The organism is Pseudomonas sp. TMB3-21 (assembly GCF_054898145.1).
The window spans coordinates 4705119-4727039 of the sequence record NZ_CM142718.1 but is presented as its reverse complement, the minus strand read 5'-3'; the positions used below and the strand labels follow the sequence as shown (position 1 = coordinate 4727039).

At 56.7% G+C, this 21921-nt stretch carries 15 protein-coding genes; 8 read left to right on the top strand and 7 right to left on the bottom strand.

All coding sequences use genetic code 11. The features are described from left to right. Positions 1-117 precede the first annotated feature (117 nt). Positions 118-1557 carry a dihydropyrimidinase gene (gene hydA / locus ACYZTS_RS21420; RefSeq protein WP_461991889.1) on the bottom strand — a complete coding sequence of 480 codons (1440 nt, stop codon included), beginning with the start codon at positions 1555-1557 and terminating at the stop codon, positions 118-120. A gap of 551 nt (positions 1558-2108) precedes the next feature. Here hydA and ACYZTS_RS21415 point away from each other — a divergent pair. The 7 genes from ACYZTS_RS21415 (at position 2109) to ACYZTS_RS21385 (ending at position 13225) form a co-directional block, all read left to right on the top strand. Continuing rightward, complete coding sequence (locus tag ACYZTS_RS21415; protein ID WP_461991887.1) at positions 2109-3593, top strand: NCS1 family nucleobase:cation symporter-1; 1485 nt, start codon at positions 2109-2111, stop codon at positions 3591-3593. A gap of 141 nt (positions 3594-3734) precedes the next feature. After that, the gene (locus tag ACYZTS_RS21410; RefSeq protein WP_461991885.1) at positions 3735-5018 is read left to right on the top strand and encodes a Zn-dependent hydrolase; all 1284 of its coding nucleotides are present in this window, start codon (positions 3735-3737) and stop codon (positions 5016-5018) included. 185 nt (positions 5019-5203) lie between these two features. Next, positions 5204-6697: a helix-turn-helix transcriptional regulator gene (locus tag ACYZTS_RS21405; protein WP_028623055.1), complete on the top strand. Its 1494-nt coding sequence runs from the start codon at positions 5204-5206 to the stop codon at positions 6695-6697. A gap of 180 nt (positions 6698-6877) precedes the next feature. After that, entirely contained in the window at positions 6878-7129 is a 252-nt protein-coding gene (locus tag ACYZTS_RS21400; protein ID WP_461991883.1) for a DUF1652 domain-containing protein, read from the top strand. An 861-nt stretch (positions 7130-7990) separates the two neighbouring features. Further along, positions 7991-8683, top strand: coding sequence for a hypothetical protein (locus ACYZTS_RS21395; RefSeq protein ID WP_461991881.1), 693 nt, complete (start codon positions 7991-7993; stop codon positions 8681-8683). 92 nt (positions 8684-8775) lie between these two features. After that, positions 8776-10089: a hypothetical protein gene (locus ACYZTS_RS21390; RefSeq protein ID WP_461991880.1), complete on the top strand. Its 1314-nt coding sequence runs from the start codon at positions 8776-8778 to the stop codon at positions 10087-10089. Positions 10090-10357: 268 nt separating this feature from the next. Beyond that, complete coding sequence (locus ACYZTS_RS21385) at positions 10358-13225, top strand: hypothetical protein (RefSeq protein ID WP_461991878.1); 2868 nt, start codon at positions 10358-10360, stop codon at positions 13223-13225. A 166-nt stretch (positions 13226-13391) separates the two neighbouring features. On the opposite strand, the gene ACYZTS_RS21380 is transcribed toward ACYZTS_RS21385, so the two are convergent. From ACYZTS_RS21380 to ACYZTS_RS21365, 4 genes are all read right to left on the bottom strand, one after another. Further along, a complete protein-coding gene (locus tag ACYZTS_RS21380) occupies positions 13392-14159 on the bottom strand; it encodes an SDR family oxidoreductase (protein WP_028623050.1) in 768 nt (255 codons plus the stop codon). A gap of 41 nt (positions 14160-14200) precedes the next feature. Further along, positions 14201-15268: a phosphotransferase family protein gene (locus tag ACYZTS_RS21375; RefSeq protein WP_028623049.1), complete on the bottom strand. Its 1068-nt coding sequence runs from the start codon at positions 15266-15268 to the stop codon at positions 14201-14203. Positions 15269-15411: 143 nt separating this feature from the next. Continuing rightward, the gene (locus ACYZTS_RS21370) at positions 15412-16377 is read right to left on the bottom strand and encodes a 2-hydroxyacid dehydrogenase (RefSeq protein ID WP_461991876.1); all 966 of its coding nucleotides are present in this window, start codon (positions 16375-16377) and stop codon (positions 15412-15414) included. A 193-nt stretch (positions 16378-16570) separates the two neighbouring features. Next, on the bottom strand, positions 16571-16954 hold the full coding sequence (locus ACYZTS_RS21365; RefSeq protein ID WP_461991874.1) for a tautomerase family protein: 384 nt from the start codon (positions 16952-16954) through the stop codon (positions 16571-16573). A 366-nt stretch (positions 16955-17320) separates the two neighbouring features. On the opposite strand from ACYZTS_RS21365, the gene ACYZTS_RS21360 reads away from it, so the two are divergent. After that, positions 17321-18601, top strand: coding sequence for a serine/threonine transporter (locus ACYZTS_RS21360; protein ID WP_461991872.1), 1281 nt, complete (start codon positions 17321-17323; stop codon positions 18599-18601). Between the two features lie 115 nt (positions 18602-18716). Here ACYZTS_RS21360 and ACYZTS_RS21355 read toward each other — a convergent pair whose 3' ends face one another. Both ACYZTS_RS21355 and ACYZTS_RS21350 read right to left on the bottom strand, forming a co-directional pair. Further along, positions 18717-20387: an ATP-binding protein gene (locus ACYZTS_RS21355; RefSeq protein ID WP_028622808.1), complete on the bottom strand. Its 1671-nt coding sequence runs from the start codon at positions 20385-20387 to the stop codon at positions 18717-18719. Further along, positions 20384-21886: an ATPase domain-containing protein gene (locus ACYZTS_RS21350; RefSeq protein WP_028622807.1), complete on the bottom strand. Its 1503-nt coding sequence runs from the start codon at positions 21884-21886 to the stop codon at positions 20384-20386. The genes ACYZTS_RS21355 and ACYZTS_RS21350 overlap by 4 nt, the downstream gene beginning before the upstream one ends. Between the last annotated feature and the right edge of the window lie 35 nt (positions 21887-21921).

The window sequence follows — 21921 nt, the reverse complement described above, 5'->3', positions numbered from 1 at the left end:
GGTATTTGTGGTGTCCGGACTGGCGTCTTCGCGAGCAGGCTCGCTCCCACAGGATTTGTGAACACCTGAGATCCCTGTGGGAGTGAGCCTGCTCGCGATAGGCCGAAGGCCTCGATCTCAGCGTTTCACAGCAGCAGGCTTGTTCAACTCTGCCCGCTTGCTCAGCAAATCAAACACCGCCGGATATGCCGGCCGTTCGACGTAGCGCCCGGCACCACGCTCGGCGCGCAGATCGCCATCGGCCCATACCACACGGCCCTGGCTGATGGTGTGGCTCGGCACGCCGCGCACGGTTTTGCCCTCGAAAATATTGAAATCAACCTGCTGGTGGTGCGTCTTCGCCGAAATCGTCCGCGTACCCTGCGGATCCCAGAGCACCAGGTCGGCATCGGCGCCGACCCGAATCGCCCCCTTGCGCGGGTACAGGTTGAAAATTTTGGCCGTGTTGGTCGAAGTCAGCGCGACGAATTGCTGCATCGACAAGCGCCCGGTGTTGACCCCCTCATCCCAGAACACCGCCATGCGGTCTTCAATGCCGGCCGTGCCGTTGGGGATTTTGCTGAAGTCGTCACGGCCGGCGGCTTTTTGTTCGGCGCAAAAGCAGCAATGGTCGGTGGCGGTGGTGTGCAGGCTGCCGGATTGCAAACCGTGCCAAAGCGCTTCCTGGTGGCCGCGAGGGCGGAAGGGCGGGCTCATCACGTAACCGGCGGCGGTCTGCCAATCCGGGTGCTGGTAGACGCTGTCGTCCAGCAACAGATGTCCAGCCAGAACTTCACCGTAAACCTGTTGACCCTTGCTGCGCGCATAGGTGATTTCGTCGAGGGCTTCCTTGGTCGAGACATGCACCAGGTACAGCGGCGTGCCCAGGGTTTCGGCGATCCGGATCGCGCGACTGGCGGCTTCACCTTCCACTTGCGAAGGGCGCGACAGCGGGTGCGCTTCCGGACCGGTCATGCCTTGCGCCATCAGCTTGCGTTGCAGGTGATAAACCAGTTCACCGTTTTCCGCATGCACGGTCGGCACTGCGCCCAGTTCCAGGCAACGCTCGAAGCTTGCGACCAAGGTGTCGTCGGCCGCCATGATTGCGTTTTTGTAGGCCATGAAATGCTTGAAGCTGTTGACACCGTGATGGCTGACCAGCTCGCCCATGTCCTCGCGAACCTGCTCGCTCCACCAGGTAATGGCGACGTGAAAGCCGTAATCCGAAGCTGACTTCTCGGCCCAGCCGCGCCACTGGTGAAAGGCTTCCATCAGTGATTGCTGCGGATTGGGAATCACGAAATCGATGATCGAAGTCGTGCCCCCGGCGAGACCCGCAGCGGTGCCGCTGAAAAAGTCTTCACTGGCCACGGTGCCCATGAAGGGCAACTGCATGTGCGTGTGCGGGTCGATGCCGCCCGGCATCAGGTATTGGCCGCTGCCGTCGAGCACTTCGGCGCCGGCGGGAATATCGAGGTTTTCACCGATGGCTTTGATCACGCCGTCCGCGCAATACACATCGGCACGATAACTTTCATCATGGGTAACAACGGTGGCGCCACGGATCAACAAAGACATGCCGAGTTCCTCGCAGGCTATGACCGACTTGTGCCGGTTCTAAGTGTTTTATATGGAGCCGGCGTCAAAAGGGGTATTCCTGTCAACGCTGTCAGGAATAGAAGCTAGTCTTAGAATTGCGAATCAGCAAGAATAATTTTCATAAGCTTATATCGATCCTAAATAGCTGAAATATAAGAACTAATTACGCAAATCACCAAAATGGTGAGCCTCATCACCATTTTGACGCACTTGACAGGATCCGATTATCGACAAGATTTTCTATATGAAATCAGCCGCTTGAGAATGGTCTATGGTTGATGCGCAGTGTCAGAAAAAAAGAGCGATGCACCACTTTGAGTCTTGACCGTATCGACAACTTGTCCGGCATTCGGCCTGAGTGCCTCTCAAGTTGCTCAACGCTCTCCGAAATGCATTTATAAAAACAACAACATCAATACGTTACAACGAGTTATGGAACTGCCCGATGCGCAAACGGAGTGCCCGGCACGGTTATTGATGCCGTCAGCCCCTGATGAGCAAAAAATAATTCAAAGAACAGTGGAGCGGCCATGCAACAGATCAGATCGCAAGTGACCGAACGCGACGGCTTGTTCGAGCTCGAAGCCGGCAGCGACGTCCTCGACAGTCCCCGTTACAACCACGACATGGCACCGACCAAGGTGCACGAGCGAACCTGGAACAAATGGCACATCACGGCCCTGTGGGTCGGCATGTCCATCTGCGTGCCGACCTACACCCTCGGCGGCGTATTGACCGCGTATTTCGGTCTGAGCGTTGGCGAAGCGTTGCTGGCGATTCTGTTCGCCAACATCATCGTGTTGATTCCGCTGACGCTGAACGCTTTCCCGGGCACCAAGTACGGCATTCCGTTTCCGGTGTTGCTGCGCTCGTCCTTTGGCATTCTCGGTTCCAACGTGCCGTGTCTGATTCGGGCGCTGGTGGCGTGCGGCTGGTTCGGCATCCAGACGATGTTTGGCGGGCTGGCCATTCACCTGTTTATGGGCTCGGTATTCGAGGGCTGGAAATCCCTCGGTGGTACCGGGGAAGTCATCGGCTTCATGCTGTTCTGGGCGCTCAACCTGTGGGTGGTGATTCGCGGTGCCGAGTCGATCAAATGGCTGGAAACCCTCTCGGCGCCACTGCTGGTTCTGGTCGGCGTGGGCCTGTTGGTCTGGGCAATGCCGAATGTGTCGATGACCGAGCTGATGGCAATCCCGCCCAAGCGTCCGGAAGGCGCGAGCGTGGTCAGTTACTTCGCCGCGGGGCTGACCGCGATGGTCGGTTTCTGGGCGACGTTATCGTTGAATATTCCGGACTTCAGCCGCTATGCGAAAAGCCAGAAGGATCAAATCGTCGGGCAGATCATCGGCTTGCCGCTGACCATGTTCCTGTTCGCCGCGCTGGGCGTGGTGATGACCGCCGCCTCGGTGAAGCTGATTGGCGTGACCGTGTCGGATCCGGTGTCCCTGATCGGGCACATCCAGAGCCCGGTATGGGTGGCCATCGCTATGGCTCTGATCATCATCGCCACGCTGTCGACCAACACGGCCGCGAACATCGTTTCACCGACCAACGACTTTCAGAACATTGCGCCAAAGCTCATCAATCGCACCAAAGCGGTGATGCTGACGGGGCTGGTCGGCCTGGTGCTGATGGCGCATGAATTGTTCAAGAAGCTCGGCTTGATCGTGTCCGACGTGAGCCTGGAAACCGTTTATTCGAACTGGTTGCTGGGCTATTCAAGTCTGTTGGGGCCGATCGCGGGGATCATGGTGGTGGACTACTTCCTGATCAAGAAACAGCAGCTGGACCTCGCCGGGTTGTATCGCGACGACGTTTACCCGGCGTGGAACTGGTTCGGGTTCATCGCATTCGGTGTGCCGGTGGCGTTGACGCTGCTGTCGCTGGGCAGTGACGCGTTCAGCTGGTTTTACAGCTATGGCTGGTTCACCGGCTCGGCGTTGGGCGGGGTGATTTATTACGGCTTGTGCGTGATGAAGCCGCAGCCTTCGACCGTGAAATCTGCGGTGTAGCGGATGGCGCTTTCGCGAGCAAGCCCGCTCCCACAGGGGGATGCAATCTACATGTGGGAGCGAGCCTGCTCGCGATGACGGAATCAGATTCCCCCGATTACTGCCTTAAAAAACCTATAACAAACGCCTGAGGAGATCCCCATGAACGCAGCCGTAGACGTTCTGCAATCCGCTCACCAGCACATCAACCGCGATCGCCTGTGGCAGTCGCTTATGGAGCTGGCCACGCTCGGCGCCACCGTCAAGGGCGGTGTCTGTCGTCTGGCCCTGACCGATCTCGACCGTCAGGCCAGAGACATTTTTGTCAAATGGTGCGAAGACGCCGGTTGCTCCGTGAGCATTGACGGCGTCGGCAATATCTTCGCCCGTCGCCCCGGGCGCAATCCGGATCTGCCACCGGTGATGACCGGCAGCCACATCGACACCCAACCCACCGGCGGCAAGTTCGACGGCTGCTTCGGCGTGCTTGCTGGCGTCGAAGTGCTGCGCACGCTCAACGACCTCGGCGTAGAAACCGAAGCGCCGCTGGAAGTGGTGGTTTGGACCAACGAAGAAGGTTCACGCTTCGCCCCCTGCATGATGGGCTCGGGCGTGTTCGCGGAGAAATTCACCCTTGAGGAAACACTGGCCAAGGTCGACGCCGAGGGCATCACGGTCGGCGAAGCGCTCAACGCCATCGGTTATGCCGGCACGCGTGCCGTCAGCGGCCATGCGGTCGGCGCCTATTTCGAAGCGCACATCGAACAGGGTCCGATCCTTGAGGACGAACGCAAAACCATCGGTGTCGTCATGGGCGCGCTCGGGCAGAAATGGTTCGACCTGAAACTGCGCGGCGTTGAAGCTCACGCCGGTCCGACGCCGATGCACCTGCGCAAGGATGCCCTTGTCGGCGCGGCCCTTATCGTTGGCGCGGTCAATCGTGCCGCCCTTGGCCATCAGCCTCACGCCTGTGGCACGGTGGGTTGCCTGCAAGCCTATCCGGGCTCACGCAACGTCATCCCCGGCGAAGTTCGCATGACGCTCGATTTCCGCCATCTGGAACCGGCGCAGCTTGATTCGATGATTGCCGAAGTTCGCCAGGTCATCGAATCAACCTGCGAGGCGCACGGCTTGTCTTATGAGCTGACACCGACCGCGGACTTCCCGCCACTGTATTTCGACAAAGGCTGCGTCGATGCCGTGCGCGGTGCAGCGCACAGCTTGGGCTTGTCGCACATGGACATCGTCAGCGGGGCAGGGCACGACGCTATTTTCCTCGCCGAGCTCGGCCCGGCCGGGATGATTTTCGTGCCGTGCGAAGGCGGCATCAGCCATAACGAAATCGAAAACGCAGCGCCGGATGATCTCGCGGCAGGTTGCGCGGTGCTGTTACGAGCCATGTTGGCTGCGTCGGCAGCAATCGCCAAGGGGGGCCTCGCTGCCTGAATTGACGACCGTTATCAACGCAAAGCTTGCTCCCGAGCCGACCGCAGATTCTGTGCACGGCCCAATCTGCAGGAGCAAGCCTGCGCCAACCGATGTGCATTGTTTGCTCGCACTATCTCAACCCTCTGCGGTCGACATCTTCACAGAGCGCCACCCGCTGGCGTGACAAGATATGTGGAGAGCCAATGAGCCAGGACGTCCTGTCAACCGAAACCAATCGTCGCCATTTGCAGCAGATCATTGCCGGCTTGTCCGACGGCGTGATCGTGCTGGATCCCGATCAAACCATTCGCTGGGCGAATGAGGCTGCGCTGGCCATGCATGGGGTGGCGCAAGTCAGTGATATAGGGCGCAACGCGAAGGAATACGCCAAGCGATTTGCGCTTCGTTATCGCAATAATCACACTGTTCCGGTCGATAATTACCCGATCCAGCGTGTGTCGCGCGGCGAAGTTTTCGACGATGTGCTGGTCGAAGTGACTCACGCGGATAACGATGAGCGCAACTGGGTGCACAAGGTCCGTGGCATGGTGCTGACCGACAACCAGGGCGAAGCGGAGTCAATGGTGTTGATCATGGACGATGTCACCGAATGGGCCAGTGCCGAGCAGCGCTTTGAAAAGACTTTCAACGCCAACCCGGCGCCGGCGGTGATCTGTCGTCTCAGCGATTTGCGCTACATCAAAGTCAATTCCGGTTTTCTGGAAATGACCGGATATGCCCGCGATCAGGTCATCGGCACGGCTACCTATGAGCTGGATATTCTGGAGGGTGCCGAGAACAGGGACCTCGCCAAACAGCGCTTGCGCGAGGGCGCGACCATCCCGCAAATGCAGGCCGAGCTGAACCTGCCCGAAGGCGGCAGCAAGCAGGTGATCGTTGCCGGCCAGCCACTTGAACTGAATGACGAAGCCTGCATGTTGTTTTCCTTCGTCGACGTTGAGCCCCGGCACAAAGCCGAAGTGGCTCTGCGACAGAGTGAAGAGCGCTTCGCGAAAGCTTTCCGCCTCAGTCCGGTACCGATTGTGGTGTGCAGCGCGCAAGATCAAGTGGTGATGGATGTCAATGAAGCGTTTCTCGACACCCTGGCGTATCCCAGCGAAGAAATACTCGGAAAAACGATCAGCGAACTCGATTTTTTTCATGACAAGGGCGCCAGTGCCCGATTGTTTGCGGCACTGGAGAAGATCGGCAGTCTTGACCGCATCGACGTAACCTTGTGTAAAAAAAGCAATGAGCTGATCGAATGTGCGGTTTCGGCAGACACCGTGAACATCCAGGACAGCCCCTGCTATCTGCTGGTCCTCATGAACATCACCGAGCGCAAGCGAACCGAGCTTGAACTGGTAGCGGCGATCGAGGAGGTAATGAAGGACGCGTCCTGGTTCAGCCGCACGCTGATTGAAAAACTCGCCAACGTAAAAAGCGTCAACTCGCCGAAACTTCCAACTGTCTCCTTTACTGATCTCACGGCGCGAGAGCGCGACGTTCTGGGCCTGATCTGCGAAGGACTGGCTGACAAGGAAATCGCCGCCCGACTTAAATTGGCACCCAATACCGTGCGCAATCATGTCGCGACGGTCTACTCCAAACTTGATGTACACAGTCGCAGTGAGGCGATCGTCTGGGCACGCGAGCGCGGTCTGTTTTCCACCGAGCGGCGGCCGGCCGGTCGCTGAGGTGCAAATGCACTAGTTGCGCCAGTGCAAATTGATGTGGTGGCGCGGAGCGGTGGTTCTTAGTCTGTGAAGGTGCGCTACAAGTCTGCATCGGTAGTGCATCCCTTCAAAACAGCAAAGGAACAGCCTAATGGTCGCAGCCACCTTGCAGTCGATTGTGCAGGGTAGAGGTCAGTCGAAATGATCTCCCTTACACACTTGCGTACGCAGCTCGAGCACAGCTTTTCGCCGCTGGCTTGCGAGTGCACATTGACCGGGGATCACTCATTGACGGTCAAGCTTTATCACCCGGATTCTGGCCAGGTGGACCTGGTTGTCAGCGGCTTGAAAGTAGCGAATTTGCGCACCCCGGCGTCGGTGCAGGGATTAATTGAAGAGCTGCGCTACGAACTCCAGAGCAACAGTCTCCCGCGGTCCAATCCAGTCATGTAGTCGCCATCGCCAGCGTTGATTATTGCTACCTGACTCGATATTTCCCCGGACTTGGCTGGTTTGCTACAACTGGCATTCACGACTGAGTGAGCTATAAGAAATACGATGGCTATTTCTCTGTGATGCGCTCGCAAGGTTCTATCGGCGTTCGCGGTATCGCAGACATCTTTCGTTCCTTACTGCGGGTCCGCCTATGAACAGTCTTGGGAAACGCGTTATCGCATCGCTTTCGTTGGTCTTTTGCGTTGCCATCCTTGGTGGCTGTGCCAGTCCGCCACCGCCGGCCCCCGCTGCTGCGCGGCCCGCGCCACAGCGCACCTGCGACACCTCTGAACAAACTGACGTGCTGGGCGATATGCGTGCGGACGGGCAGGTGACACGGGTGACCACGCTTACCCGATGCGTCACCCAGTAGTTGCCGCGAGCGGTGTTTATTCTTTATAACGAATAAATCTATACGGACTGTCAATTCTGACAGTCCATCTGCTCTGGATTTTCTCGATAGTGGGTTGGCCTGTGTTTAAACACCGACCGACCCATTATCGAGCCTTCGCCATGAGCATGCTTTCAGATCCCGTATTTGCGCCAGTGGTGACACCTTTGAAGAAAAGGAAGTCGACATGATTGATTATGAAAGAGATCCCTGGGCGGACGCGATCCTGACGGTTAACGTCAAGTCGGTTGAGCATCAAAATGGGCGAGGGTGTATTCGACGTTACAAATGTTCCCGGCTTCCAGTTAAGTCATTTTGATCGAGTTAAGTTGCCGGCTTTTTCTTGTGAATCGTATGATTTACAGCGATTTAAAAGTCGCTCCGTTGGATATGTGCGCCCATCACCGATGTGCCATTGGAGTTTCGTTATGACCAACACGATAACACCCGGGCCCGATGCTCCATGCCGTGATTCAGCGCGCCAGGCAGGCTCTTGGGATGGTGCAGAATTTTATGTGGAAGGCGAAAAATTAGTTCACGGTCTTCGCTTTGGGTTGCTTGCCGCAAGAGAGAGCGTAATTACCATAAAGGCTCCGGGTATAACCCAGTTGTCCATGGTGCTGGTTAACGAAGGCAGCTTGAAGTTAACTTCCACTCCGGAATTCGGAAGCCTCCTTCCTCTGATCAACGGAGTATTTCAATGCACGGTCACTCCGCAAGCAGGTCAAACAGGCAAAGGAACTTTCGTGTTCTACAGCCCGGATGTAGACACTGCATTGGAATTTGATTTGAGCGTGCCTGGAGCGCTCTTCACTTTTGAAAGTCTTTCCCTAAACCCTTTGCCTATTCCACCCGATAAATTTCTGTTGCCTGCAGGCGTGCCAGTGGTGAGGATCGTTGCGTATCTTAGGGATTTAAAAGATGTTCCATTGGCGAATGTGACTGGAAAGTTTTTTCATCCCGACATGACGCCGCGTACCTTCACGACAAGCGCCAGTGGCAGACTACATTTTGCAGTGGTAAATCATAATTATCCGACCGGCTTTAACTTTACAATTGCAGCATTGGCAGAGTTACCTGAAGGGATCGTGGTAATAAGGCTGATTGTAGAAGTGCAATAGCGGCTTTCCTTACTGCTCAGAATATTGAAGTGCTTACGCAAAACACGGCAGTAGTGACAATTTCCTGATATTACACGTTTGAAGAGAAGGGGGTGGATATGACGGGTCATGGAAAGAATCCCTGGGCGGACGCGGTCCTGAAAGTTCGTGGCAAATTGGTGAACCCGGACGCCGGCATTGTGCTGCTCCGCGACGAGGGAAACGAGATCAGTCTCGAGGGGGTGTCAGACATCATAGAAACCGTCGGACTGCTTCTCTCGGACGGAGGTGGCTTGAACGTAGACGCCAATCCCGCCTTCGAGGCCTGGAACCCTCCTGAGGAGAAGAAATTCGTCTGGACAGTCACCCCAGGTGCCGGCAAGAGCGGCCATATCAAGCTGCTTCTGATCAGTCGCGAGGGGGAGCCAATATCCTGGGAGATCTCTTGCCGGGTGCTTTCATCTAATCTGAGCGACGAAGCGGATGTGATGATTGGCGGTGTGCCCGTGTCGGCACAAGGCAATTTGTTTTTTCGCGACATTCGCCAGACCGTCACTCTGGTGTCAAAAGCCGGCAGCCCGCTGGGCGATCACCCGGTGGGGTTGAAGTGTGTGGTCAGAAGCAATCTTAATGACCGTGATGTGGTGAGCACACCCGCCTTCGATAGTCCGCAGACCGTTCACAGCTGGGCGGTAACTGGCTCTAACAATAGTGGCTCCTTCGTGCTGAGTTTGACGGGCGAAAACATGCCGACCCCTATTACATTGCCGTTCAGTACATTGCTGTCGAGTGATCTTGCCATGGAAATAACGGTAATGCTGGACGGCATCGCCATATCGCCTGACGGTGAGAACTTCATTGGCGGCGTGACGCGTAAGATCTCACTTTATTATAAAAATGGACATGTACTTAGAGATATCCCGCTGACTCTGGACGTGATACCTGTTGCCGGAGTTGAAACAAGTGACTTCCAGAGTGATCCGTCACTGGGTGATCCGTCGGTCGCCCATCAATGGGATATTACGCCGGCCGATAAAGTTGGAACCTTTAAGTATAAAATTGCCATTCCGGCGGAGGAGGCTTGCCTTGTCTCCCCGGTCAATCGTCTGGAATCGAGCGTTGATTTCAGGTTCATCGATCTGTTAGATCAGCCATTGCCTTTTCCACCGAAACCGACACCTGTCTATAGAAATATTTTGTACGCGGCCGGCGTGGCACTGAAAGCGAAGGATGGCACACCCATGGTCGCCATACCGGTAACTTTTGATATTGCAGAGCATGGAGAGTTCAGTGCTAAAACCGGCGACGCGGGTAAGGCTGCTGCAGGGCTAGTCAGGTTCACGACCGTTGGGAAAAGAGAGCTGCGTGCGGTGGCATCGCTTCCAAGCGGTGACTTCACTGTCGAGGCATGGATAGAGGTGGTTTGACCAGAACGGCCAGTAGCCGGCGATTACATATCGACTAAATAGTAATCGCGGCAACTTGTCTTCCGCTGGAAGACATGTTGAAGGGATGCAACATGAAAAATCCTTATTTATATAATCACCCTTTGAACGGAAGTGCTCTTAGTGTCATCCGCAATTGGTGAAGTGACATGAACAAAACCGTTAGTGCTAACAGTTCATCCGTTCGCCTAATGCTTGGTATTTCATGGATCAATGTTTTTAAAATCCATCACTGACTTCCGAGGCCGTCATGACTGTCCTGTTAAAACCCGATTCAGCTGAACAAGGCCCTGTATATATCTGCCACGGCGCTGAAGGCGATTTTCACCACACGCTCAAAATAGCGGGAATGGCGGACAGCATCTGGTTCGCTGGAGAAGTTAGTCTCAATTTCGCTACCGGCGAGACACCTGAAATCATTACCGATCCCCCAATCGGTGATCTTCGGCCATTCGATCCGCAGGGCGTTGAGTGGAAGCTCCATTGTCCGGCAGGAGGAGTCGACCGGGCATTTGAATGCTGGGTGCAAAGCGAATACACGGCGACGCCTTCCAGAGTCCAGATGCATCTAGGACATTACCGCCGGATTGTTCTCGATGCCCGAGCCCCCATCAAGGCGCCGGTGGCAGGTGACAAGGTCACGGCTGCGGTGACTGTCGGATCCTATTACACCGACGAACGTCTGGACGGTATTGATGTGGAGTGGTCGGTCAATGGAGATCACGTCGCGACCATTCCCACCGATGTCAGCGGCGAAAGTGCGTTCAGCCACACTGTCAGGCTCCAGGACAGCACTATCAAGGCGACCATTCAGAGTCCCTATGACGGCCCCCCACAGGAAAAGGAGTTCGAAATGACTGTTTATGAACAAAGCCCCTGGACGGAAGCAATCCTCACGGTCAACGGTAAGCAGGTGAAATGGAATGACCCAATTGTGCTGCTCCGTGGAAAGGACAACGAGCTCAGCGTAGAGGTGGAACCAGCGATCGCAAAAAGTCTTAGATTGGAATTGGTGGAACACGGGGGCTTGATTGTCGCAGCCTTGCCAGCGTTTGAGACGTGGACGGATCCGGTTGGAGAGAAATTTAACTGGACTATTACCCCTGAATCCTCCAAAAGCGGCCATATCAAGCTGCTTCTACTCAGCCGCGATGTGGACGCGCCTTGGGAACTTTCATGCCGGGTACTGTCTTCCGATCTGGCTGATGAAGTGGCGAAAATTCAGGTGAATGGTAATGATATTCCACTTGAAGGTGTCCTGTTTTTCCGCAACGAACCCATGACAGTCACTGCGGTGCCAATGGATGGCAGCCCGCTGGCCGGCGGTAGTTTGGAGTTAAAAGCTATTCCGTTGACCGGGGTCTCCGATGCCAATCTGACTGTGACCCGCAGTGACGATCTTACTTGGGCAGTGAACGCCCACACGTTGAGTGGCACCTTCAAGTTTGAGCTGGTAGCGGCCGACGTGCCCACCGGCATTAACTCGCCGGTTTGCAAAGTGATGTCGCGCTGGTTAACCGAGGAAGTGGATAAGATCAAGGTGGATGGTGTTGACATTCCGGCAACGGGAGTTACGTTCTTCAGGAATGAGTCCAAAACCGTCACTATTACCTATAAACCGCACAGTCCCCTGCAAGGCTACCCGTTAGAACTGGCGGGAGTTGAACTCAGCGACGGAATGTCGGGAAATGTGGATGTAACCAGCACAGGAGCGCACACGTGGGGGGTAAACGCCCACACGAACAGCGGCACTTTCAAACTTGAATTGAAAGGTACCGACATGACCGTTAGGGTGAAGACTCCGGGCTGTAAAGTGATCTCTCGGGATTTGTCGGCAGAAGTGGACAAGGTACAAGTGGATGGCGTCGATTACCCCTCCACCGGTATTGTACTGTTTCGCGGCGTGCCTCAGACGGTGACTGTAACCTATAAGGAAAACAGCCCGATCGCAGACCATCCTTTGACGCTTACACCCACAGTCGCGACAGGTCTGCAACCCTCTGATGTGAAAGTGACTACTCCTGGTGATCATACCTGGACGCTGACGGCATCAACCCGCAGCGGTACGTTCTGGCTTGATCTGACCGGACACGAGATGAGGAGCGGCATAAAACTGCCCACCAGTAAGGTTTTGTCGCGCCATCTGGCGGATGAAGCTGACGTGCTGATAGATGGAGAACCAGTGCCTGCCGAAGGTACAGCGTTCAGAAAAAATACAAGTCGATTAGTGACACTCAGGCCTAAATCTTCGAGTCCGTTGAGTGGTTATCCGATAAAACTCAAACGTCGTTTGATTGAGGGGCTTGAGCCTGGGGATCTGGTCAGTGCACCGATTTTTGACTTGGAGCAAAGTGCTCATCGTTGGGACGTTACCGGGTTAGCCGGGAATGGCACATTTGAACTGAGCTTCGAAGGTGCCGGCATGACTTCAGCGCTTACCGCGCCTGTTTGTCGGGTAGTCGGTTCCGTGTCTGATTACTTCACTATTCAACTGGACGGCAGACCGCTGGCTGAGGGTGAGAAGATGCTACTCACCCGGTATGGACTGCACACTATTACTTTCATACCCAAAAACGGCACGCCAACTCCCAAGCTCAAGTCGTCTTGGGGCTCAACCCCGCCTGCGGGCGTTGAAATGCTCCCTGCTGCGGGTGTACCCCAGACAGTCGATCCCGTCAAGGGAGCGTCCTGGGAGGTAAGATGCCTGGACAGCGATGGCGAATTTTCGCTGAAGGCCGCTTTTGAGGGTTCAGACGCGGTTGCGATGGAGGTTCCGATGTCGGTGGCGGCAGGGCCATATAGATTGGTCTTTACTTATCTCGGCGTACCTTTGCTGCCTCCTCCTGCGATGTGGCCAGGTTACATCGGATACGAATATAGGCCTAGAATACGCGTTCGCACTTATGCGGATGCTCCCGTCGTAGGTATAACAGTTCAGATCATTGCCCCTGGTTTCGACGATGGTGTTGGAACAACCGATATTTTAGGGCACGCAGACAGCTCACAGTTAATCAAATTCGAAGCATTGGGTGACTACGAACTCATTGCAAAGACCACGGAAGCGACTGGCCGGGTATCAATGACGAGGTGTCTAGTTAGTGTAATGGATAAACCTTGATTGCGTCACACCCTAGCCGAAGCGTACAGCGGCGCTGAGTAGAGGAACTCGCCGCTGTTGCGTCGAAGCGTGTTAAGGGTCGGAATCAATAGGAGACGGTGTGACACATGCCGTCTCCCCTTGGTCCTGCGAATCTATGAGCGCGCACCGTGTCGCCGCCAATGGCTCACGACAGAAAACCACCATCCACATTCAACGAAACCCCCGTCGTGTAACTCGACGCATCACTCGCCAGAAACAACACCGCACCTGCCATCTCGCTCGGGTCCGCCACACGCTTGAGCGGAATCTGCGCCAGCGCCGTCTTCAGGATCGCATCGTTCTTCACCAGCGCCGAAGCAAACTTGGTATCAGTCAGACCCGGTAGCAAGGCATTGCAACGAATGTTGAACTGCGCACATTCCTTGGCGAATACCTTGGTCATGTTGATTACCGCAGCCTTGGTCACTGAATAGATGCCCTGGAAAATCCCCGGGGAAATACCGTTGATCGAGGCCACGTTGATGATGCTGCCGCCGCCGTTGTCGCGCATCAGTTTGCCGGCTTCGACCGACATGAAGAAGTAGCCGCGAATGTTCACGTCGACCGTCTTCTGGAAAGCCCCGAGGTCGGTGTCCAGTACGTTGCAGAATTGCGGGTTGGTCGCTGCGTTGTTGACCAGAATGTCGAGGCGGCCGAACTGTTCGCGGATGCCGGCAAAGACCTGGCTGATCTGTTCCATTTCACCGATGTGGCAAGCGACCGCGGTGGCTTTGCCGCCAGCGGCGATAATGGCGTCGGCGACATGCTGGCAGCCTTCGAGCTTGCGGCTCGAGACGATCACGTGGGCACCTTGCTGGGCCAGCAACTTGGCGATGGCTTCGCCGATGCCGCGGCTGGCACCGGACACAAAAGCGATCTTGCCATCGAGGTCGAACAACTGAGTCTTGGACATGGGATTCCCTTATGAAAGGTCTTGTTATTGGTCAACGGCGATCAAAGGCTGGATTTCTGAATGACCTGCAGGCTCATCTGCTCGAGCAGTTTGTTCATGTGAATAAACGGCGCGAAGCGTTTGTCCTGGGTCTGACCATGGAAGAAACGGTAATAGATCTGCTGCACGATACCGGCCAGGCGAAACAGTCCGTAGGTGTAATAGAAGTCGAAGTTGTCGATCTGGATGCCCGAGCGCTGCGCGTAATAATCTACGAATTCGCGGCGGGTGAGCATGCCCGGCGCATGGCTCGGCTGACGGCGCAGCAATTGCACCGGCGCCGGGTCGCCGGCTTCGATCCAGTAGGCGAGGGTGTTGCCCAGATCCATCAGCGGATCGCCCAAGGTAGTGAGTTCCCAGTCGAGCACGCCGATAATCTGCATCGGGTTGGTCGGGTCGAGGATCACGTTGTCGAAGCGATAGTCGTTGTGCACGATGCTTGAAGTCGGGTGATCGGCGGGCATCTTGTCGTTAAGCCAGGCCTTCACCGCCTCCCACTGCGGCGCGTCCGGGGTCAGCGCCTTTTCATAGCGCTCGCTCCAGCCCTTGATTTGCCGCGCAACGTAACCTTCCGGTTTACCCAGGTCGCCCAGTCCGCAGGCGTTGTAATCGACTTGGTGCAGTTCGACGAATTTGTCGATGAAGCTCTTGCACAATGCTTCGGTTTTCGTCGAGTCCAGGCCCAGTTCCGGCGGCAGATCGGAGCGCAGGATGATCCCCTTGACCCGCTCCATCACGTAGAACTCGGCGCCGATCACTGACTCGTCAGTGCAGTGCACATAGGCTTTCGGGCAATACGGGAAACCGTCGCGCAATTGATTGAGGATGCGGAACTCGCGGCCCATGTCGTGGGCGGACTTGGCTTTGTGGCCGAACGGCGGGCGTCGCAGGACAAATTCCTGTTGCGGGTATTCGAGCAGGTAAGTCAGGTTGGACGCGCCACCAGGAAACTGGCTGATGCGGGGCAAACCGCTCAGGGCTGGAATGTGCGCTTTGAGGTACGGATCGATCAGGCTGGCATCGAGTTCTTCGCCGGTTCGGATTTGGGTGGATTGGTCAGTAAGCGCCATGCTTATCCCTTCTGCTTATTCTGGAGGCCTGAAACTATTGGCTAATCTAATGCGCGCACGGGACAGCGACAACTACGATCACCCCTTATAGGTGAGCGTGTTGCCGGGCAATCATTGCTCTTGATACGCCCGTTTGAATTGTCCTACAGGACCGCCTGACTCTCCGCTGTCGGCAAGTCAATCGGTGTCAAAACCGGTTGCCCGGAAAAGAATGCCGCCAGGTTGCGGCCGACCAGTTCGACGGTGCCCTTGGTAGCTTCCGGCGACAGCCCTGCAACGTGCGGCGTCAGGATCACGTTGCTCAGGGCCTTGACCGCGTCTGGCACCAGGGGCTCGTGATCGAATACATCGAGTGCTGCGCCGGCAATGCGTCGCTGTTCAAGAGCACCAATCAAATCAGCAGTCTGAATGACGCTGGCGCGCGCGATATTCACGATGAACCCGTTAGGTCCCAGGGCGTCCAGCACCGATCGGTTGATCAGATGCCTGGTGCCCAGTCCGCCAGGAGTGGCGATCACCAGAAAGTCTGAAGCGCGCGCCAGTTCAGTGGGCGTTGAGCAGAATGCGTAAGGTACGTCGCTGCGCTGCTGGCGGTTGTGGTAACTGACCTTCATCTCGAAACCGTTGGCGGCGCGTTTGGCAATGGCCATCCCGACCGCGCCGAGCCCCAGAATGCCCAGGTGCTTGCCGGCCAGCGAGGGGCGCATGATTTTCGGCCATTCCCCACGGCGTACGGCGGCGTCGCAGCGGGGAATGTCACGCACCAGTGCAAGCAGCATCGCCATGGCGTGGTCGGCGACCGAGGAGGCATTGACGCCGGCGCCGTTGGTCACGGTGATGCCGCGGTCGGACGCAGCCTGCAGATCGACGTGTTCGTAACCGGCGCCGATCACGCAGATGATCTTGAGCAGGGGCAGGGCGGCCATCTCTTCGGCATACAGGCCCAGAGGCCCGCGCGTCAATACGGCATCGATTCGCGCACCGTGGGTCGCGATGGCCTCAGCGCGTTCAGCAGGAGTCGGAGCCAGAATCAGGTGGAAACCCTGATGTTCGAGGATCGGCAAATAATCGTTGATGGTTTCAACCAGTACCAGAACGGTTGCGGGCATGCTGGGCTCCTGTGGCTCGAATATCGCTTGAGGGTGCTGGCTCGAATCTGCTTTGGCAATGAGCAAAGACCACCGCCTCCAGATGATCATAGCCGCATCGGCGACGGAAGATTTTTGGCGGACGAGAAAGTTTGTTGCCGCATGAAAAATTTCATCGAACCGAGCAGAACCCGCACCACGGGGCGTGAAATCATCACAATGCGTATTGAGCGATTCCGTTACCGAACGACCAGTTTTCCTTTTTCACTTCAACCAGATTGATGAACACATCTTCGAGGCGTATCGCCAGTTGCGCATTGAGGCTTTCGGCGATGGTCTTGTAGAGCAGCTTCTTCTGGTCGACGGTTCGGCCTTCGCTGAGCGTGATCTGGATGATCACCAGGTTGTCGGTGCGGCTGATACCCAGGTATTGCGGGTCGTAGATGAAGTGCTGTTCATCGTGTTCGCTAAGAATCTGAAAGTTATCGCTCTCTGGCACGTTTATGGCGCTGTGCATGGCCGCGTAGATGAGTTGGCCGATGCGTTTGGCGTACGTGGGATCTTCTTGCTGTTTGATGCTGACGCGGACCAGTGGCATGGCGCGGACCTCCAGTTGGATGAGGATTGCTTATGAATGCATGACGGTAGACGGTTATCGAGGGTGCTGCTGTTTGGCGTTCCCGCATTATGAGACATGGATGCATCCGGCAATTGCTAACGGGTTGTATTTGGGGCTGCTGCGCAGCCTTACGGGGACAAGTCCCCTCGCCACAAAAGCTCGCTCCCACCTGGGGAAGCTGAGTTCAGCTGGCCGATTCGCTTAACCGCTCCTCAGCCAAGTCTTTGCTTCTGTTCATTTATCCCGGACAATCGCGCCCCTGTTTCGACCAGGGCGCTGCCTGTCGGATTTTTCCGACTCGTCCTGGCCGGGTAGCAACTGACCGGAATGTGGAGATCCCACCGGATGAAAGATCAGGCCAATAGCGTCGATGAACGCTATGTAACGGCGACACCAGCGACGCTGACAAGCTGGAACCGCCATGACACCACCTGGATGCTCGGCCTGTTCGGCACAGCAATCGGTGCCGGCACGCTGTTTTTACCGATCAATGCGGGGCTCGGCGGTTTCTGGCCGTTGCTGATTCTTGCCGTGTTGGCATTTCCGATGACGTTTTATGCGCACCGTGGCCTGACCCGATTTGTATTATCCGGCCGCGAAGGCGCGGACATCACGGAAGTGGTCGAAGAGCATTTCGGCATCAAGGCCGGAGCCCTGATCACTCTGCTGTATTTCTTCGCGATTTTCCCGATCCTGCTGATCTACAGTGTGGCGTTGACCAATACCGTGGGCAGTTTCCTCGAACATCAATTGCACATCACGCCGCCACCGCGCGCGATTCTGTCGCTGGTACTGATCCTTGGTTTGCTGGCGGTGGTGCGTTGCGGCGAGCAGGTGATCATCAAGGCCATGAGCCTGATGGTGTATCCGTTTATCGTCGCGCTGCTGTTTCTGGCGGTGTTCCTGATCCCGCACTGGAATGGCGGCATTCTCATCACGGCAACCACGCTGCCGGAGCCGTCGGCGCTGCTGCACACGCTGTGGCTGGCGATTCCGGTGATGGTGTTCTCGTTCAACCATTCGCCGATCATCTCGGCGTTCGCGGTAGACCAGAAGCGTCGTTACGGCGAGCACGCCGAGGAGCGCAGTTCGCAGATCCTGTCGTGCGCTCATGCGTTGATGGTGGTGATGGTGCTGTTCTTCGTCTTCAGTTGCGTGCTGACCCTGTCGCCGGCGCAGCTGGCAGAAGCGAAGGCGCAGAACCTGTCGATCCTGTCGTACCTGGCGAATCACTTCAGCAACCCGACCATCGCTTTTGCGGCGCCACTGATCGCGTTTGTGGCGATTTCGAAATCCTTTCTCGGGCATTACATCGGTGCCAGTGAAGGCTTGAAAGGCTTGATCGTGAAGAGCGGCAAGCGTCCGGCGCCGAAGACGCTGGACCGTCTGACGGCGGCGTTCATGCTGGTGGTTTGCTGGATTGTCGCGACACTGAATCCGAGCATTCTGGGCATGATCGAGACGCTGGGCGGCCCGATCATCGCGGCGATTCTGTTCTTGATGCCGATGTATGCCATTCGCAAGGTGCCGGCGATGGCTCGGTATCGCGGGCAAGCTTCCAATGTTTTTGTGGCCGCGGTAGGGCTGGTGGCGATATCGGCGTTGATTTATTCGCTGAGCGCCTGATCGTTCGCAGAGTGTCCTGAGTACGGCTGATCCGCCATGCGGGTCGGCCGTTTTTGTGCTCAGGGTCCAGACCGGGCAGCGGTTTCATGTTGACGCAGGACTGCGCGCGGAACCGTCAGATCCGAATCATTTCCCGCACCTTCGCCGTCAGCAAATCAAAGGTAAACGGCTTGGTGATCATCTGCATGCCCGGGTCAAGAAACCCGCCGCGCACGGCCGCATGTTCTGCGTACCCGGTGATGAACAGCACCTTGAGGTCCGGCCGGTATTGCCGGCCGATTTCCGCCAGTTGCCGACCATTCATCCCGGGCAGGCCGACGTCGCTGATCAAAAGATCAATGCGTTGAGCCGAGTTGAGGATCGGCACTGCGCTAGGGGCGTCGACGGCTTCAACGAAGGCGTAACCCAGGTCACTCAGCACCGTGCTGACCAGTACGCGCACAGCGGGATCATCCTCGACGATCAGCACGGTTTCACCGTTCTCGGCGATCAGCGCGTGTTGAATATCGACGGGTTCTTCCTGATGGATGTCGCCCCCGAAACGCGGCAGGTACAGGTTCACCGTAGTGCCTCTGCCTTCTTGGCTATCGATCATCACGTGACCGCGCGATTGTTTGCTGAAACCGTAGATCATCGACAAGCCAAGCCCGGTGCCCTGGCCGATGGGTTTGGTGGTGAAGAACGGGTCAAAGGCGCGGTTGATGGTGCTTTGTGGCATGCCGCAACCAGTGTCCGTAACGCTTAGCACCACATAGTCTCCGGGTTCGAGATTACCGTGGGCTGCGGTGAAGTTCGCATCCAGGTATTGATTGCTGGTTTTGACCACCAGGTTGCCGCCGGTCGGCATGGCGTCGCGGGCGTTGATCACCAGGTTGAGCAGGGCGCTTTCCAGCTGATTGGGATCGGCCTCCGCCACCCACAATTGCGGGTCCAGTTGCATATCCATGTGAATAGTTTCATTGATACTGCGTTGCAGCAATTCGCCCATCGAAACGACCAGTGAGTTCATCTCGACGGGTTTCGAATCCAGCGACTGGCGTCTGGAAAAAGCCAGCAGCCGATGGGTCAGACCGGCCGCGCGGTTGGCGGAGGTCACGCCCAAATCGATCAGGCCATCCAGATCATCGGTGCGGCCCCGGGCCAGGCGCCGGCGCAGCAACTCCAGGCTGCCAATGATGCCGGTCAGCATGTTGTTGAAGTCGTGGGCGATACCGCCGGTGAGTTGACCGACCGCTTCCATTTTTTGCGACTGGCGCAGCGCTTCTTCATTGTGACGCAATTGGGCTGTGCGCTCCTCGACCTGTTGTTCCAGGGTTTCGAGGGTGGTCTGCAATCGCAATTCACTTTGACTCAGGTCGATCAACCGATCCCTGGCTTCGTACTGTCGTCGGCGCCCACGCAGCGCCGTGGTTACCAGACTGATCAGCGTGACCGGATGGAAAGGACGCTCCAGGAACGTGACGTTGCCCAACTGCGGGCCAAAGCGGGACGCGGGATTTTGTTCCGGACCACCGTGATATGTCAGCAGCACGATAGGCAGATCCGACCACGCTGGCTGTTCCTCGATCAGGCTGAACAGCGGCCCGAGATCACTGCCAAGCAGAGCCTCGGAAGAAATCAGCAACAGGCCCGCACCGTTCTCCAGCTCCGCGCAAAGCTCCATCAGGTTGCGGGTGATGATGCCATCGTAACCCGCTTCATTGAGCATCATTAACGCAAGCTGGCTGTCACGTCCAAGTGGCGCGAGGATAATTGCGCGTTCGGAGGTCGCGTGCCCGACATTCACTGGGCTTCTTCCTCAAGCAGCGGCTTGCTTTCACCCATGTAGGTTGGCACCCCGCGCAGCACGCCCTGGAACGAATCCAGCGGCTTGCCGATGGTCATCCCGGTCGAACTGATGCGATATTCGCGAATGGTCGACTCGTGGCTACCCGTGCGTTTCTTGATGACCGAAATCGCCCGGCGGACCTGGCCCAGCGCCTCGAAGTAACGCAGCAGAATCACGGTGTCGGCCAGATAAGTAATGTCGACGGGTGCCTTCATGTCGCCGACCAGGCCATGCTGGGCGACTGTCATGAATGTTGCGGCGCCACGGCGGTTGAGGTAGAGCAGCAACTCATGCATGTGCAAGACCAACGCATTCTCTTCCGGCATTGCGGCCTGATAGCCGTTGATGCTGTCGATCACAACAGTCTTGATATCGCGCTCATCGACGCAGCGGCGCACGCGGTGTGAAAACTCGCCCGGCGACAGCTCTGCGGCGTCGACTTGCTCGATCAACAGATTGCCGGTGGCTTGCAAGGCTTTGAGATCGATGCCCATGTTCTTCATGCGCTCGAACAGCAGACCGAGTTCTTCGTCGAAGATGAACAGCGCGGCTTTCTCGCCACGAGCCACGGCAGCGGCAGCGAAGATCATCGAGATCAGCGATTTACCGGTACCGGCCGGACCCAGGATCAAGGTGCCGGAGCCGGTTTCGATACCGCCGCCGAGCAGGGCGTCCATTTCCTTGATCCCGCTGGACAATTGCAGGCGGTCATAGCCGCCGCGATGCTCGGCCGCCACCAGCCGCGGAAACACATGCACGCCATCGCCCATGATGGTGAAGTCGTGAAAGCCGCCACGGTATTTCTGCCCGCGGTATTTCACCACGCGAACGCGGCGGCGTTCAGCACCATAGTTAGGGGTCAACTCCTCAAGGCGGATGACACCGTGCGCGACACTGTGCACAGTCTTGTCGAGGGATTCAGTGGTCAAGTCATCCAGCAACACTACCGTAGCGTCATAGCGCACGAAGTAATGTTTGATCGCGAGGATCTGCCGACGGTAACGCAGCGAACTCTGCGCCAGCAGACGAATCTCGGAGAGGCTGTCGAGCACCACGCGGGTCGGTTTGACGCGTTCGACCACTTCGAAAATCTGCCGGGTGGCTTCGCCCAATTCAAGGTCGGAGGAGTAGAGCAGACTTTGCTGGTGCTCAGCGTTAAGCAGGCTTTCCGGCGGGGTCAGCTCGAAGATGTGGATGTTTTCATCCAGCTCCCAGCCATGTGACCGCGCGCCCTGGCGCAACTCATGCTCGGTTTCGGAAAGGGTGATGTACAACGAGCGCTCACCGGCTCTTGCGCCGGCCATTAAAAATTGCAAAGCAACCGTGGTTTTACCGGTGCCGGGTTCGCCTTCCAGCAGGAAGACGTGACCGCGAGACAAGCCACCGGCCAGGATGTCATCCAGACCTTCGATGCCGGTGGCGGCTTTTGCACTGAACAACTCGTTAGACGTAGTCAAAAAAAGCCCTCTCATGACTAGGGGAAGTGAGGCAG

Bases quoted from the DNA above. Each gene is read 5' to 3' on its own strand.
- hydA (WP_461991889.1), bottom strand. From the start codon at position 1,557: ATGTCTTTGTTGATCCGTGGCGCCACCGTTGTTACCCATGATGAAAGT.
- ACYZTS_RS21415 (WP_461991887.1), top strand. From the start codon at position 2,109: ATGCAACAGATCAGATCGCAAGTGACCGAACGCGACGGCTTGTTCGAG.
- ACYZTS_RS21410 (WP_461991885.1), top strand. From the start codon at position 3,735: ATGAACGCAGCCGTAGACGTTCTGCAATCCGCTCACCAGCACATCAAC.
- ACYZTS_RS21405 (WP_028623055.1), top strand. From the start codon at position 5,204: ATGAGCCAGGACGTCCTGTCAACCGAAACCAATCGTCGCCATTTGCAG.
- ACYZTS_RS21400 (WP_461991883.1), top strand. From the start codon at position 6,878: ATGATCTCCCTTACACACTTGCGTACGCAGCTCGAGCACAGCTTTTCG.
- ACYZTS_RS21395 (WP_461991881.1), top strand. From the start codon at position 7,991: ATGACCAACACGATAACACCCGGGCCCGATGCTCCATGCCGTGATTCA.
- ACYZTS_RS21385 (WP_461991878.1), top strand. From the start codon at position 10,358: ATGACTGTCCTGTTAAAACCCGATTCAGCTGAACAAGGCCCTGTATAT.
- ACYZTS_RS21380 (WP_028623050.1), bottom strand. From the start codon at position 14,159: ATGTCCAAGACTCAGTTGTTCGACCTCGATGGCAAGATCGCTTTTGTG.
- ACYZTS_RS21375 (WP_028623049.1), bottom strand. From the start codon at position 15,268: ATGGCGCTTACTGACCAATCCACCCAAATCCGAACCGGCGAAGAACTC.
- ACYZTS_RS21370 (WP_461991876.1), bottom strand. From the start codon at position 16,377: ATGCCCGCAACCGTTCTGGTACTGGTTGAAACCATCAACGATTATTTG.
- ACYZTS_RS21365 (WP_461991874.1), bottom strand. From the start codon at position 16,954: ATGCCACTGGTCCGCGTCAGCATCAAACAGCAAGAAGATCCCACGTAC.
- ACYZTS_RS21360 (WP_461991872.1), top strand. From the start codon at position 17,321: ATGAAAGATCAGGCCAATAGCGTCGATGAACGCTATGTAACGGCGACA.